The organism is Cupriavidus sp. BIS7 (assembly GCF_000292345.1).
Classification (GTDB): domain Bacteria; phylum Pseudomonadota; class Gammaproteobacteria; order Burkholderiales; family Burkholderiaceae; genus Cupriavidus.
In genome coordinates this window covers 18,199-33,506 of sequence record NZ_ALOU01000023.1, presented here as the reverse complement: position 1 = coordinate 33,506, position 15,308 = coordinate 18,199, and the positions used below count along the sequence as shown (strand labels likewise).

Genomic DNA, 15,308 nt, shown 5'->3' with positions numbered 1-15,308 from the left:
TTGCGTCGCGAAGTTGCGTCGCGAAGTTGCGTCCGCCAAGCGCTTGCGTTTCAATGGTTGCCTTGCCGATCCCCGCCGTTGTCCGTGATGACCGATACCCCTGACACCTCCGATACTCCCGCCGCATCCGGCACCCCGTCCCGCCCGCCGATGCGCGCATTGACGCCGCTGGAAGGCCGCGTGGTGGCGGTGCTGCTGGAGAAGCAGTTCACCGTTCCCGACACCTACCCGCTTTCGCTCAACGCGCTGGCCGCCGGCTGCAACCAGAAGACCGCACGTTCGCCCGTGATGAGCGTGAGCGAAGACGAGATCCTGACGGCCATCGACGGACTCAAGTCGCTGAGTCTGGTGTTCGAAGGCAGCAGCAGCCGGGTGCCCCGTTTCGAGCAGAACCTGGCCAGGGTACTGAGCGTGCCAAGCCAGTCGGCGGCGCTGCTGTCCACGTTGCTGCTGCGTGGGGCACAGACCGCCGCGGAGTTGCGTCTGAACACGGCGCGGCTGCATGCGTTCGCCGATATCTCGTCGGTCGAGGCCTTCCTTGACGAACTGGTCGAACGCGTTCCGTCGCTGGTCGTGAAGCTGCCCCGCGCCCCCGGCGAGCGCGAGCACCGCTGGATGCATCTGCTGTGCGGCGAAGTCAGCCTGGCCGAAACGGCAAGCCCGCGCGCAGGCGCGGACATCGAGGTCTCGCCGTCGGAGCTGGAGGCACTTCGTATCAGCCATCGCGCGCTGGAGGTCAAGGTGGCGCGCTTGCAGGCGCTCGTCGAGGAGATGGCCGGCCAACTGGGCATCCCCGTCGACCCCGAGCGGCTGGACTGATCGTCCGGATGAGACGATTCTGAAACGACGTGTCAGTGTGTGTCCGAAGGGTCCATCGCACGCGTTCGGGTGTTAGCCTGCTCTCCATTGTCAATCGGCCCGACGCCTTCGGCGCGAAGGCATCGGGCCCGAACTGCACGGAGAGGATATGGACCAGAACACGGGGCACCACATTACCGATGTCGAGCCGGCCGTGGTCCGGCGCTGGAAATCGGAGGGCGTGTATCCGTTCGCCGGCCCGGCCGGAGATGCCACGGAGATCCGGCAGCGCAAGGTGTTCGATCTCTGCGCGCTTGGTGTCCACGAGCATCTGGACACGCTCCGGCAAGGGAATGCCAAGGACAGGCGCTTCATTCTTCGCATGCTCAGGGCAACGCTTGAGGACAGCCCCGATTCGCTGAAGCGCATTCTTGTCGAGGTGCTTGGCGTTCCCGCCGACAAGGCGTCAGTCCTCTCCGGCCTGCTGCCGCTCACATCGCTGTCGTCGATCATCGAGGCCAGCAGGATGGTCACGGACAGGCTCAGGTTCCTGGCGGGCCTGCAGGAGCTGCTGTTCCAGATCCCATCGAAGCAAAGCGTCAAGGAACGTGCTGAACTCCATCGGATTCTCGCCTGCGAGCCATGGATATTCGGCGAGGAGTTCACGTTGACCGGCAGCAACGAGAATCTGAACACGGTACTGCGCAAGCATCTGGGCAGGCTCGCGTCCGGCAAGGGAGGCAAGCTCAAGGCGGTCTTGCGGGACGACGGTTCCGAAGGCGTGGTGGACCTTGTGCTGGGCCGCGAGGTGCCGGCCTACGCCAGGCTCAGGCGGGAGTTCCTCGTCGTGGAGCTGAAGCGGCCCTCCGAAAAGATCGACCTCCGCGCAAAGGCACAGATAGAAGGCTACGCCATGGCGGTTGCCTCGGACGACCGATTCGACACCACGCACACGCATTGGACGTTCCTGGCCGTGTCCAACGAAATGACACCTGATGCTGCGCGCACGCTGAGGCATCCAACCGGTGCGTTTGGCTGCTTCCATGAGGAGCCGAACCTGCGCATCGGTCTGGCAACATGGGGAAGCATCCTGAGCGGCGCGCGTGCCAGGCTGGAGTTCTTTCGCTCCATCCTGGACTATTCGGCCACCCCCGGTGAGGGAATCGCCTGGCTCCGGGAGCGGTACCCCGACCAGGTGCCGGCCGCCTCCCACCTGGCGCTGGTGGAGTGAGCGCCCGCTGGAGCCGGGCGCGGCCAACCGCAGCCGGCCCGAACCCGCGACGGAATAGCGCCGGAATCGTCGCGGAATCGCCTTGGAACCACGTGGAACCGCCATCCGGGGCCGGACAGCCGCAGTTCGCCTGCAGGCGATGTCAAGCCAGAAACGTGACGTCATGACGCCTGATACCGGCCTGATCGCGGCTGATCGCCCCGAATTGGTCATCCTCCCCTAAAGAAAGTTGTGTGCGGGGCCGTTATTAGCGCCGCTCTCCTCATTCCTGAAACAGGCACCTGTTTCCCCGCTTTTTCCTCCCAATGCTTCCCGGCCCCGGATTTGATAATCCTCGGTGACGAAGTGCCGTCCGCGCGCTTCGCGTTGGAGCGTCCATGTCCGAGGAAAGCGATCTCGAGAAAACCGAACCCGCCTCACCCCGGCGCCTTGAGAAGGCGCGCGAGGAGGGGCAGGTGGTGCGCTCGCGCGAGCTCGGCACGTTTGTAATGCTGATGACTGGCGTGTTTGGCCTGTGGCTTATGGGCGGCACGCTCGGCCGCAAGCTCGATGCCGTGATGCAGACCAGCCTGGCGTTTGAACCGGCTACGGCCTTCGACACGAACCGCATGTTGTCCCAGTTCGGCATCGCCATCTGGGACAGCCTGCTCGCATTCCTGCCGCTTCTGCTGATGTTCGGCGTAGCGGCGCTGGTGGCTCCGCTGGCGCTGGGCGGCTGGATGTTCTCCACCAAGTCGTTCATGCCGGATTTCAAGCGCATGTCGCCGGCGGCAGGGCTCGGCAGGATGTTCTCGGCGCAGTCGCTGGTGGAATTGGCCAAGGCCATCGCCAAGTCGCTGCTGGTGGGCGGCGTGGGTGCCTGGATGGTCTGGCGCAAGTTGCCCGAAGCGGTTGCACTGATGAATGCGCCGGTCCAGGAAGCGTTGTTGCACATGATGGACCTGGTGCTCTACGTGAGCGGCGTGGTGGCGGGATCGCTGCTGCTGGTCGCGGCGCTGGACGTGCCATGGCAGCTCTACTCGTTCTACAAGAAGCTGCGCATGACCAAGGAAGAGGTCAAGCAGGAACAGAAGGAAACCGACGGCGATCCGCATATCAAGGCCCGCATCCGCCAGCAGCAGCGGGCCATTGCACGCCGCCGGATGATGGCCGAAGTACCAAAGGCCGATGTGGTGGTGACCAACCCCACGCACTACGCCGTGGCACTGCGCTATGAGGAAGGCCGCATGAGCGCGCCGCGCGTGGTGGCCAAGGGTGCCGAGGAAGTAGCCGCCCGCATTCGCGAACTGGCTGCTGAACACCGTGTGCCGGTGCTTTCCGCGCCGCCGCTGGCGCGCGCGCTGCACCGTCACGTCGAACTGGGCCATGAGATCCCGGCTGGCCTCTACACCGCCGTGGCCGAGATCCTGGCCTGGGTCTATCAACTGAAGAACTGGCACTACAGCTACGGTCCGCAGCCCGATGGGCCCAGGGAGCTGCTGGTGCCGGACGAACTTGCCGTACCTGAAAACCGCGCATGAACGCACTGACCAACCTCTTCAACATGCCGGGCCTGCGCTCTGGCGCGCAGATGAAGGCGCTCGCAGGGCCGCTGCTGATCATCATGATCCTCGGCATGATGATCCTGCCGCTGCCCGCGTTCGTGCTGGATCTGCTGTTCACGTTCAATATCGCGCTGTCGATCATGGTGCTGCTGGTCGGCATGTACACCCAGCGCGCGCTCGATTTTGCGGCGTTTCCGTCCGTGCTGCTGTTCTCCACGCTGCTGCGCCTGTCGCTGAACGTCGCGTCCACGCGCGTGGTGCTGCTCGAAGGCCACACCGGCCCGGACGCCGCCGGCAAGGTGATTGAGGCGTTCGGCCACTTCCTGGTGGGCGGCAACTTCGCGGTTGGTATCGTCGTGTTCGCGATCCTCGTGGTCATCAACTTCATGGTGATCACCAAGGGTGCCGGCCGTATCGCCGAGGTGGGTGCGCGCTTCATGCTGGACGCGATGCCCGGCAAGCAGATGGCGATCGACGCGGACCTCAACGCCGGCCTGATCAATGAAGAGGGCGCGCGCAAGCGCCGCGCCGAAGTGGCACAGGAATCGGACTTCTATGGTGCGATGGATGGTGCCTCGAAGTTCGTGCGTGGCGACGCCATTGCCGGTCTGCTGATCATGTTCATCAACGTCGCCGCGGGCATGGTGGTGGGCATGGTGCAGCACGACCTCGACTTTGGCACCGCCGTCCACAACTACACGCTGCTGACGATTGGCGATGGTCTTGTGGCGCAGATTCCGGCGCTCGTGATCTCGACTGCGGCCGGTGTGATCGTCTCGCGCGTGTCGAACGAGCAGGACGTTGGCCAGCAGCTGACGGGCCAGCTGTTCTCCAACCCGCGTGTGATGTTCATCACGGCCGCCATTATCGGCATGATGGGCATCATCCCGGGCATGCCCCACTTCGCGTTCCTGCTGCTGGCCGGTGCGCTGGCCTGGTTTGGCCGCTACGTCATGCGCCGCGATGTCAAGGCCGTCGAGACCAAGGCACGCGAGGAGCGCACGCCGGCCGTTCAGGCCGAAACTGCGGAAGCCACGTGGGAAGACGTCACGATGGTCGACCCGCTCGGCATGGAAGTGGGCTACCGCCTGATCTCGCTGGTGGATCGCGCCCAGAACGGCGAACTGCTCGGCCGCATCAAGAGCATCCGCAAGAAGATCGCACAGGACATCGGCTTCCTGGTGCCGGTGGTCCATATCCGCGACAACCTCGAACTGAAGCCCACCGCGTACCGCATCACGCTCAAGGGCGTAGAGGTCGGCAGCGGCGAAGCCAACCCGGGTCAATGGATGGCGATCAACCCTGGCCAGGTCACCGGCACACTGCCCGGCGCCGCCACGCGCGATCCGGCCTTCGGCCTGCCGGCCGTCTGGATCGACGCCAGCCTCAAGGAACAGGCTCAGGCGTACGGATACACGGTGGTCGATGCCAGCACGGTGGTGGCCACCCACCTGAATCACCTGATCCAGATGCACGCGTCCGAACTGCTGGGCCGCCAGGAAGTGCAGGCGCTGCTCGATCGCATCGGCAAGGAAGCGCCGAAGCTCACCGAGGACCTGGTGCCGAAGACGATTTCGCTGACCGGCCTGCAGAAGCTGCTGCAGAACCTGCTGGACGAAGGCGTGGCGATCCGCGATATGCGCACGATCCTCGATGTCGTGGCCGAGCAGGCGCCAAAGGTCAGCGACCCGGCCGAACTGACCACGCTCGTGCGTGTGGCGCTGGGCCGTGCGATTACACAGCAACTGTTCCCGAACAATGCCGACCTGCAGGTCATCAGTCTCGATGCCGGCCTGGAGCGCGTGCTGACGCAGGCGCTGGCCAACGGCGGCGGCATCGAGCCGGGGCTGGCCGACGCGGTGCTGCAGCAGGCGCAAGGTGCCGTGGTTCGCCAGGAGCAACTGGGCCTGGATGCGGTACTGCTGGTGCCGGCACCGCTGCGGCCGCTGATGGCGCGATTCCTGCGCCGCACTCTGCCGCAGCTGAAGGTGCTGTCGCATGCCGAGGTACCGGACAACCGCAATATCCGCATCACCGCCATGATCGGCGGCGCGGCGTAAGGACTGAACATGAGCGTGGCAAAGTTTGTGGCGGCCAACGGCCGTGAAGCGATGCGCAAGGTGCGCGAGGCCATGGGCCCGGACGCCGTGGTGCTGTCCAACCGCACCATCGACGGCGGCGGCGTCGAGATCGTGGCAATGCGCGACACCGATCTTGGCGCTGTGAACGCCAGTGCGCCAATGTTCGTGCCGCCCGAGCCACCGCCGTCACAGGTCATCGCGACCGCGCCGGCGGCGTTTGCCCCCATCGCCGTGGATGGACGGTCCGACAAGCCGGAGGACAGTGGGCTGGTGGACCTGCGCGGCGAACTCGCTTCGATGCGCACCATGCTCGAGCGTCAGTTCGCAGGGCTGTCGAACGGTGCGGCAGGCATCCCCGGCACGCCCGGCGTTGCCGCTGGCGATCCGCTGCGTGAGTCGCTGTTCGAATGGCTCGTCAACGCGGGCTTCTCTGGCCAGTTGTCGCGCACGCTGCTGTCCCGTCTACCGGTCGGCACCGATCGCCCGGCGGCAATGTCGTGGATTCGCCAGGAAATTGCAAAGAAGGTCCCGGTGCTGGCCAACGAGGACGCGTTGTTCGCCCAGGGCGGCGTGCTGGCACTGATCGGCCCCACCGGCGTGGGCAAGACCACCACCACCGCCAAGCTGGCTGCGCGCTTTGTACTCCGGCATGGCGCCGATCGGCTGGCACTGCTGACGACCGACCGCTTCCGGATTGGCGCGCATGAGCAACTGCGCATCTATGGCGATATCCTCGGCGTGCCCGTGCATGCGGTGAAGGATGCCGCCGACCTGCGCTTCGCGCTGTCGGCCATGAAAGACAAACATCTGGTCATCATCGACACTGTCGGCATGAGCCAGCGCGACCGCAGCCTGTCGGACCAGATCGCGATGCTGGCTGGCGTGCAGGCGCCGATGCAGCGCGTGCTGCTGCTCAACGGTGCCGCCCATGGCGACACCCTAAATGAAGTCGTCCACGCCTACCGCCACGACGTGGCAGGCGGGGCTGGCGGTATCGATGGCTGCATCATCAGCAAGCTGGACGAGGCGACGCATCTTGGCTCCGTGCTGGACGTGGTGATCCGCCACCGCCTCCCGGTGTTCTACGCGTCCACGGGCCAACGAGTGCCCGAGCACCTTGAACTAGCGCAGGCGGATACGCTGGTGGAGCGCGCGTTCATGACGCCGCGCCGCGGCTCGCTGTTCAACGACGCCGACGTGGCCCGCCGTCAGGCCGGCAGTGCCGAGCCAGCGGCACAGCGCCAGGCCGAAAGAACTGGCGCGGACGACATGCTGCGCTCGCTGACCGATAGCGCCAACGCCGTGGGCGTGTGCGTGGAAGAACTGAATGGCGCAACGTACGGTTTCGATATTGCGCGCCAGCTCTGGCAGCAGCGCAGCGCCGGCGGCGTGGCCCTGCGCCAGATGGCCCAGCAGGTGCGTCTGACGATGTGCCGCGACGCAAGCCGTGCCTGCGATCGTTACGTGCTGGCCATCGCGCAGAATGTTGCGAGGCCCGTGCAGGGGCGCCGCGCGCCGCAACTGATGCAGCAAACGCTGTGGCTGGCCGATCGCGATGGCATGCCGCTGGCCAGCACCGTCGTGCCGGTCGGCCGCACGCGCCAGTCGATGAGCGAAGCCGAGGCCGACGCCGAAGCGGAAACCGTGCGCTCCACGCTGGCTGCCGCGCGCATCGTGGTCAACCTCAATACATCGCTGCCGTCCGGAAACACGCTTGCGCGCTGGCATCAGCTCGGCGAACGCTGGGTGGCCGGCACGCGCAAGACAACGCGCGTCATCGCCGACGGCCTGGCCAACAAGCTGGACACCATCGCCGACACACTGACTTTCCACGCGGTTGGCGACACCACCTGGCGTGACCGTGGCGCAGTGCACTGGCTCGGTCAGTGCATCGTGCGCATTCCGGAGGGTCAGGTCCGCACGGCGGCACGCGGCCGCGCCAATGCGGCAGAGGCGGGTACCGAGGCATGCCTGGTCGTTTCCCGTATGGTCGATTGCGAAACCGGCGACACGCTGGCCGTGGAATACGTGCTGTGCGACGTGGCCCTGGCCGAAGACGCCGCGCACGTGGCGCGCTGGATGCAGTGGACGATCGCCGCCGAAGAGCAGTTCCGCACGCTGCGCCATGCCATCGAGCACTTCGCGCAGGAAGGCGACGCGGCCGAAAACCAGGGCGCCAGCATGGTCTCGGTGCAGCTTGGCCTGACCACGCTGCGCCTGCAACACACGCCTACTGCCACCGCGCCGGCATTCCTGTCGCGCCTGGCCGGTCGCGCATCGGCTCGCGTCAACGCGCCTGTGCCCGGCACGGTGCTCAACGAAGGCATGGGTCGACTGCTGGCGTTGCTTGATGTGCTTGAAAACTATCCGGGCCGCGGCACAGCGCTTGCACCGGCTGTCGACAGCACGCCCGAAGCGGCGATGCAGGCGATGACCGCCATGCCCCAACTTGCAGCCGCAGGGGAGTAAGCCTTGAACCTCATGGGCTCCGATCAGGCGGAAAGCCTGCGCCGCATGCTGGCGCCACGCGTGACACGGCGAATCGCGGTCGTGGCTGCGGAAACCGGCGCCGGTGCCACCACGGTGGCGCTGGGCCTGGCCAATGCACTTGCGCTACAGGGCGAGCGCGTCCTGCTGGTCGACGAAGACCGGTACGGCGCCCGCGCCATGCGGCTGTCCGGCGCGACGCCCGCGGCATCGCTGTCCGATGCGCTGGCCGGGCATGTGCCGGTGGCCTCCGCGCTCGGCGGCAGGGCCGCCAGTGGTCTGGCGGTGCTGCAGGCGGGAAATCCGTTTCCAGGCACGACGGTCGATGACCGCATGCTGTCCGCGCTGTTGCCGGATATGCGTTCGTTAGTGATTGATGCACGAACCGATGTAACCGGTGCGCTGTCGCCGCTCGCGGCCATCGCCCATAACGTGGTGATCGTCATGCGGCCCGAGGCAACCTCGATCACGGCAGCCTACGCACGTATCAAACGGTTGCACCACGAATATGCATGCCGCCGGTTTCATCTGGTCATCAACATGGCGGCCGCGGAGGCGACGGTCACGGCGCTGGCACGCAATCTGGCCCGTACCGCCAGTCAGTACCTGGGCGTGGAAGCGGGCCTTGCAGGCTACCTGCCGATGGACCCGTTGGTGGCGCGCGCGCTGCAACTCGGCCGATGCGTGGTGGAAGCGTACCCCGCAGCATCGGCAACCACCGCGTTGCGGCACATAGCCAGCGGCATCGGCGCGTGGCCGTTGCGGCAGGAAACAACGCCCCAGGGTACGGCCGTGGCCGTGCCCGCATGACGCCAGAACAAGAAGTCGACAAGACCGGACACTGAGCCAGCCAGTCAGCCGAAGCGAAATGCCGGCGCTGGCATCGATAGAAAGTACTTACCGAGAGTTCCACCATGTACACGATTCAGGGAAAGCTCGAACAGGCAGGTGTGGTCAAGTCGCACGCCCCGCTGGTGCGACGGATCGCATTGCAACTGGCCGCAAAACTGCCGGCCAGTGTACAGATCGACGACCTGATCCAGGCCGGCATGATCGGCCTGCTGGATGCCGCCAAGCGCTATGAAGACAACCATGGCGCGCGCTTCGAGACCTATGCGAGCCAGCGCATCCGGGGCGCCATGCTCGACGAGGTTCGCGCCAACGACTGGCAGTCGCGCAGCCTGCGTCAGTTCACGCGCAAGATCGAGCGCACCCAGCGTCAGCTGGAACAGAAACTGGGGCGTACGCCGATTGACTCCGAGGTGGCCAAGGAACTCGAGATGCCGCTGGACGAGTACCAGGAACTGCTCAACGAAGTCTACGGCTGCCAATTGCTGCACTACGAAGACTTCGAACGCTCGGGCGAAGAGGACTTCCTCGATCGCCACATTGGGGTGACCGAGGATGCTAACCCGCTGACGGTGCTGATGGAGTCAGGTATGCGCGACGCGCTGATCCGTGCCATCGACAAGCTTCCGGAGCGCGAGAAGCTGGTGCTGTCGCTTTGCTACGACCAGGAACTGAACCTGCGCGAGATCGGTGCCGTGCTGGAGGTGACCGAATCGCGCGTATGCCAGATCCGCAGCCAGGCCATCACGCGCCTGCGCAACCAGTTGCGCGGCCTGCTGTGATGCCACGCCGACTGGCCGCTGCTGCGCTGTGCCTGTTGGCCCCTGCCTGGGCTGGCGCGCAGCCGTACATGCTGGCCACGTATGAAATCAACGGTTCACGCTACGCGTGGACGGCATCCGCCTCGGGTCCGTCGATTGCCAATCGTGGCCTACGCGTGCTGTCCGCGCCCGTGCTGCCCGCCGGCACGATGCCGCAGGCAACTGGGGCCATCACTTCGGTTCGCTGGCGCTACAGCTTTACCTCCACACCGCCTGTCGATCTGCAGGCGTACCTGTGCAACGCCGAGCGGTGCGTGCTGCTACCCGGCGCCGAGGGCAAGACCGATGCCTTCATCGGCGACGATGCCACCAAGGGCTTCGTGTTCGCGTTCCGCGTGCCGGGCCGCGGCGGACTCTCTCCCACGCTGCAAGGACGCAGCAACGAGGTGACGGTCAGCTACCGATAGAGCAGTGCCGGAAAATGAAATGGCCCGCGCGAGGCGGGCCATTGATCGACCTAGAGTCATCACCGGCATGTACATCCGGGAGTGGACAGATTAGGGCAGTGACGCGATTATGCTCCGTCGTCTCATAGATTTCAAGCGCCGCGACGGGTCCAATGGTGATATCTGAACAACACCATTGGAACAAGCCGACCGTGGATTGGATTGACTTCGAGAAGGCGTTCTCCGTTCCGCGCGTTGGGCGCTACAAGGCGCGCTGCCGCGAGAGGAGCGCGCTGGAACCGGATGAAAAAAGCCCGCTCTTCGTCAGCACTGGCGAAGAGCGGGCAGGTGGAGCCCACTTTGAAATGGAAGGACCTGAAGCGTTGTCAGAACACGTGCTTCATCCCCAGCATGGCGCCGAGTTGTGTGGCACCGGGAGCAGGCGTGGTGCCGGTGGAAGCGCTGTCCACGGACAGCGCGAGCTTGCCGCCGTTGTCGATATAGCCAAGCGTGGTGTAGACCGAGGTGCGTTTGGAGAACGCATAGCTGGCACGCAGCGCGCCGAGCCAGGCCTTGTCGGCGCTATTGTGGTACTTCAGGTAGAACGCCTCGGCCGATAGCGTGACGGCGGGCACGATGTCGTAGGCCACGCCGGCATAGAACATGTCGCTGCGCGGGTTGGCGAGCGCGCCGTTGCGCCGGCCGATCCATCCGGCGCCGATCTTGGCGCGGTCAACCAGCATGTAGCCGCCAAGCGAGGCACGGTCATCCTTGAGCGAGCTGGAGGTCAGGCCCGCAAACGCACCGGGTCCGCCGCGCAGGGAATCGTACGCGCCCAGGACGCCCCACCAGTTGGTCTCATAGCCGAGCATCGCCGACCATTCGCGGCATTGGCTCGGATTTCCTGGAGTCTCGCCGGCGCAGTTGGTGCCGGAGGGGCTGGGGCCGGCGTTGACGGTGTCGCGGCCGAAGCTGTAGGTGGCGCCGACGGTGACGCCGCCGAATTTGCCCTTGTAGGCGATGGCGTTGTCGGCGCGCGCGTTGGGCAGGTAGTTGTCGAGCGAACTGGAGCCGTAGGCGTTGGGGCCGAGGATGTCGGTGTCGAGGGTGGCCCAGAACAGCATGGTGTACTGCCGGCCCAGGCTGACCTGCCCCCAGTTGCCGGAGAGGCCGACCCATGCCTGTCGGCCAAACAGCCGGCCGCCCTGGTTGGAGACGCCGCTGTCGGGGGCGAAGCCGGATTCGAGCACGAAGTTGGCCTTCATGCCGCCGCCGAGGTCCTCGGTGCCGCGCAGGCCCCAGCGCGAGGGGACGGTGCCGCTGAGGTTGGGCATCTTGACCACGGAAGTGCTGGTGGTGCCGATGTGGTTGACGTATTCGATGCCGGTGTCGATGACGCCATACAGGGTCACGGACTGGGCATTGGCGGCGATGGCGGGCAGGCCAAGTGCGGCCGCCAGCGCCAGGTGGCGCAGCTTCATCTTCTCTTCTCCTCCGTTGATATTCTTTTTTGCTCTTGTTGCTCAGGGGGCAGCGCTACAGGCCGCGAGCCCTGAGCCGGGCGTCCAGCCGCGTGTAGACGCGGCGCGCATTGCCTTCGTAGATCTGGTGGCGCTCTTCGTCAGACAGCGCTGCCTGATCGATGTAGCGCCGCGTGTCGTCGTAGTGATGGCCGGTCTCGGGGTCGATGCCGCGCACCGCGCCGATCATCTCGGACGCGAACAGCACGTTCTTCGTCGGGATCACGTGCGTCAGCAGGTCAATGCCGGGCTGGTGATAGACGCAGGTATCGAAGAAGACGTTGTTGAGCAGGTGCTGGCCGAGCGGCGGCAGCTTCAGTTCCTGCGCCAGTCCCCGGAAACGTCCCCAGTGATAGGGCACCGCGCCGCCACCATGCGGAATGACGAACTTCAGCGTTGGAAAGCGCTGGAACAGATCGCTGGTCAGCACCTGCATGAACGCCGTGGTGTCGGCGTTCAGATAATGGGCGCCCGTGGTGTGAAAGCACGCGTTGCAGCTTGTGCTGACGTGGATCATGGCCGGCACGTCGTGCTCGACCAGCTTTTCGTAGATCGGGTACCAGTACGGGGCGGACAGCGGCGGCGAATTCCAATGGCCGCCAGAAGGGTCCGGATTGAGGTTTACGCCGACAAAGCCATACTCGAGCACGCACCGTTCAAGCTCTGCGATGCATGACTTCGTATCTACGCCCGGCGACTGCGGCAGCATCGCGGCACCGACAAAGTGATCGGGGAACAGCTCGCTCACGCGATGGCAGAGCGTATTGCAGATGGCGGCCCACGTCGCGCTGGTTTCGAAATTGCCGATGTGGTGCGCCATGAACGACGCACGCGGCGAGAAGATCGTCAGATCCATGCCGCGTTCGCGCATCAGACGAAGCTGGTTGCCGGCGATCGCATCCCGCAGTTCGTCATCGCCTATGTGCAGTTCGCTGACGGAGGGTGCAAGTTGCGAAGCAGACAGGCTGGCGATCTGGCGCTGGCGCCAGTCTTCCAGCGCCTTGGGGGCAGTGGTGAAATGCCCGTGACAATCGATGATCATGAGTGTTCGTCAGGAAGAGGCCATGCGCTGGCGGGAACGAGTACCTCGCCGCGCATGATGGGACGCGCGGTGCGGATCAGCGCGCTGCGTACGATCGATCCCGGGCTTGCGGGATCTGTTTCCAGTTCCACGGTGAACTTGCCTGTTGGGTGTTCCACGCTGATGGGGTAGAGCGGACCAATGCCGATGACGGCAACACCGGTCGCCACCGTGCCCGGCAGCACGCAGGCGGTGCCGACGGTGATGGCGGCCAGTACGCCGATTGCATCGTGGCAGACACGTGGAATAAAACAACGCGTGGCAATGCTGCCGCCCTCGCGCGGCGGGGCGAGCAGGCACATCTTCGGATAGCTCCTGGTGGAGACATCGCCGAGCCCCATCAGCTTTCCGGCGGCCAGGCGCAGCGCTTCGATGCGCTGCCTGAGCTCATGATCGCCATTGAGCGTGGCCACGCTTTCGTAGCCGGTACGGTGAAGATCCTCGGCGCGCATCAGCACCATCGGCATGCCGTTGTCGATCAGCGTGGCGGCGATCGACAGTGATCCGCTGCCAACCGGGTCGTCGATCGTCAGTACGTCGATCGGGTTGCCGGTCGGCAGCATTGCCTCGCAGACCGACCCAGCGGTGTCAAGAAAGTCGATCACGATTGGCGCCGCCGTACCGGGAACGCCGTCGATGCGCGCGTCGCCTGAGAACCGCGGTACGCGTCCGGGCGTCTGCATCGTGATGTCGCAAAGCATGCCCGTGTTGCGCGTCAGCACACGTGCTCGCGTGACTTCATCTTGCGGAGCGATCAGCCCGCGTTCTATCGCGAACGGCAGCACTGCCGCCAGCATGTTGCCGCAGTTCGGCGTGGTGTCCACGGTGTCCGCGTTCGGCTGGAGCTGGGCGAAGGTGAATTCCAGGTCTGCATGACCGGGCGCGCCGCGGGACACGATGCCGGCTTTGCTGGTCAGCGGGTGCGCGCCGCCAAGACCGTCGATCTGGCGAGGGTCTGGGCTGCCCATCGCGGCTAGCAGTACGCGATCGCGCGCGGCGATGTCGCCGGGCAGATCGCTCGCAAGAAAGAACGGCCCGCGCGAGGTGCCACCCCGCATCAGCGTGCAAGGTACCGCGCGAAGATCGGAGCCGGGGCAGGGTGTCATGGGGCTGAAAGCAGGGTCCATCGAGTGCCCGAAGTATCGGCGCACCGTAGAAGCCCTTGGTTGCCATGTCGCAGGACAGTTGTTCTAATCTGCTTATCGCCCACGGAAAAACAACGTCCGGCCGGACCGTCGTCATGGAGACCATCAGCCTGCATCACCTTCACGTATTCGCCGGGGTTGCCGCCGCTGGAGGCGTGCGCCGGTCGTCCGAATCGCTGCATCGCGCTTCATCGGCGATTGCCCGTTCGATCGCCGCGCTGGAGCAGACGCTTGGCGTGGCGCTGTTCGAGCGCAAAGGCAGGGGCATGCTGCTGACGCGTGCGGGCGAGGTTGTACTTGAGCGCGCGCGGCATATCGAGGCGGCGCTGCGCGAGGTGCGCGAAGAGGCGGTACGCATGCGGACGCGTCCCGGCGCAGCTGTAGCAAGCCTGGAAGCGCTGCACAACGAACGCCGGCTGGAAGTGGCCGCGATGCTGGCCGAAGTGCATCACATGCCCAGCGTGGCCGCTTCGATCGGCGTATCGCAACCGGCGGTCAGCCAGGCCGTTGCCCGGCTGGAAGACGCGCTGGGGCAACCGATCTTTGCGCGCACGGCGCGCGGCATGGTTCCCACCGACGTGGGTAGCCGCTGGGTGGTGCGCTTCGAACGCGCACTGGCAGATCTGCGCCACATTCGTGCCGATATCGCTGCACTGCAAGGTGTGCTGGAGGGCGCCGTGACGGTTGGCGCACTGCCGCTGGGCCGCACGTTGCTGCTGCCGATGGCGATTGCGGACGTGCATGGCCGGCATCCGCGCCTGCGTTTTCGGTCGCTTGAAAGCCCCTATGAGGAATTGACCGCCGGCCTGCTGAGCGGGCGGATCGATTTCATCCTCGGCGCGGTGCGCCCGCACGCTTCGCAGGGGCTGGCCACCGAAATCCTGTTCAAGGATCACATCTCGCTGATCGCGCGTGCGGCCCATCCGCTCGCCGCACGGAAGCGTGTCACATTGGCGGATCTCGAACCGTACCCCTGGGTGCTGTCACGCGCGGCATCGCCTTCACGGCAGGCCCTGGACAACGTGTTCGCCTCACGCGGCCTGCCCCTGCCGCAACCGCTGGTGGAAACGGGTGACCTGGCGCTGGTGCGCGGCCTGCTGCTGCAAGGCGACATGGTCACGGCACTCTCCGCCCACCAACTTCGGCACGAGATCGCGGCCGGCTGGCTTCGCGAGCTGAACCTGCCGCTGCCCGATACGGCACGCAGCATTGGCATCACCACGCGCATCGGTGCGCGGCTGTCGCCCGGTGCGGACGCACTGATTGCCGCCCTGCGGCAGGCCAGCCAGTCCATGGAACTGATTGCCGATAAGTAGATGGCAACGCAGCCCGCGCCACAATGCAATACTGCATTTCCTTGCTGAA

At 65.5% G+C, this 15,308-nt stretch carries 12 protein-coding genes; 9 read left to right on the top strand and 3 right to left on the bottom strand.

Annotation, left to right across the window (positions count from 1 at the left end; genetic code table 11):
* The first annotated feature begins 87 nt into the window (after positions 1-87).
* The 8 genes from B552_RS0109955 to B552_RS0109920 all read left to right on the top strand — a co-directional run bounded on the left by B552_RS0109955 (position 88) and on the right by B552_RS0109920 (position 10,218).
* A complete protein-coding gene (locus B552_RS0109955) occupies positions 88-819 on the top strand; it encodes a YceH family protein (protein ID WP_026035511.1) in 732 nt (243 codons plus the stop codon).
* 148 nt (positions 820-967) lie between these two features.
* Positions 968-2,029, top strand: a complete 1,062-nt coding sequence (locus B552_RS0109950; RefSeq protein ID WP_019448870.1) for a hypothetical protein — start codon at positions 968-970, stop codon at positions 2,027-2,029.
* A gap of 377 nt (positions 2,030-2,406) precedes the next feature.
* Positions 2,407-3,549, top strand: a complete 1,143-nt coding sequence (flhB, locus tag B552_RS0109945; protein ID WP_019448869.1) for a flagellar biosynthesis protein FlhB — start codon at positions 2,407-2,409, stop codon at positions 3,547-3,549.
* The gene (gene flhA, locus B552_RS0109940) at positions 3,546-5,633 is read left to right on the top strand and encodes a flagellar biosynthesis protein FlhA (protein WP_019448868.1); all 2,088 of its coding nucleotides are present in this window, start codon (positions 3,546-3,548) and stop codon (positions 5,631-5,633) included. The genes flhB and flhA overlap by 4 nt, the downstream gene beginning before the upstream one ends.
* A 9-nt stretch (positions 5,634-5,642) precedes the next feature.
* Positions 5,643-8,123: a flagellar biosynthesis protein FlhF gene (gene flhF, locus B552_RS0109935; RefSeq protein WP_019448867.1), complete on the top strand. Its 2,481-nt coding sequence runs from the start codon at positions 5,643-5,645 to the stop codon at positions 8,121-8,123.
* 12 nt (positions 8,124-8,135) lie between these two features.
* Positions 8,136-8,951 carry a P-loop NTPase gene (locus B552_RS0109930; RefSeq protein ID WP_019448866.1) on the top strand — a complete coding sequence of 272 codons (816 nt, stop codon included), beginning with the start codon at positions 8,136-8,138 and terminating at the stop codon, positions 8,949-8,951.
* Positions 8,952-9,055: 104 nt separating this feature from the next.
* Positions 9,056-9,772, top strand: coding sequence for an RNA polymerase sigma factor FliA (locus tag B552_RS0109925; protein WP_019448865.1), 717 nt, complete (start codon positions 9,056-9,058; stop codon positions 9,770-9,772).
* Positions 9,772-10,218 (top strand): flagellar protein FlhE, encoded by a 447-nt coding sequence (locus B552_RS0109920; protein WP_019448864.1) that lies wholly within the window; start codon positions 9,772-9,774, stop codon positions 10,216-10,218. Before B552_RS0109925 ends, B552_RS0109920 begins: the two co-directional genes overlap by 1 nt.
* Positions 10,219-10,583: 365 nt before the next feature.
* On the opposite strand, the gene B552_RS0109915 is transcribed toward B552_RS0109920, so the two are convergent.
* Genes B552_RS0109915 through B552_RS0109905 form a run of 3 tightly spaced genes read right to left on the bottom strand, consistent with a single transcriptional unit; the run spans position 10,584 to position 13,904 of the window.
* Positions 10,584-11,678, bottom strand: coding sequence for a porin (locus tag B552_RS0109915; RefSeq protein ID WP_019448863.1), 1,095 nt, complete (start codon positions 11,676-11,678; stop codon positions 10,584-10,586).
* Between the two features lie 55 nt (positions 11,679-11,733).
* Positions 11,734-12,759 carry an amidohydrolase family protein gene (locus tag B552_RS0109910; protein ID WP_019448862.1) on the bottom strand — a complete coding sequence of 342 codons (1,026 nt, stop codon included), beginning with the start codon at positions 12,757-12,759 and terminating at the stop codon, positions 11,734-11,736.
* A complete protein-coding gene (locus B552_RS0109905; RefSeq protein ID WP_026035509.1) occupies positions 12,756-13,904 on the bottom strand; it encodes a 4-oxalomesaconate tautomerase in 1,149 nt (382 codons plus the stop codon). Before B552_RS0109905 ends, B552_RS0109910 begins: the two co-directional genes overlap by 4 nt.
* A 134-nt stretch (positions 13,905-14,038) precedes the next feature.
* Between B552_RS0109905 and B552_RS0109900 the strand changes: the two genes are divergently transcribed.
* A complete protein-coding gene (locus B552_RS0109900; RefSeq protein ID WP_019448860.1) occupies positions 14,039-15,259 on the top strand; it encodes a LysR family transcriptional regulator in 1,221 nt (406 codons plus the stop codon).
* Positions 15,260-15,308: the final 49 nt, after the last annotated feature.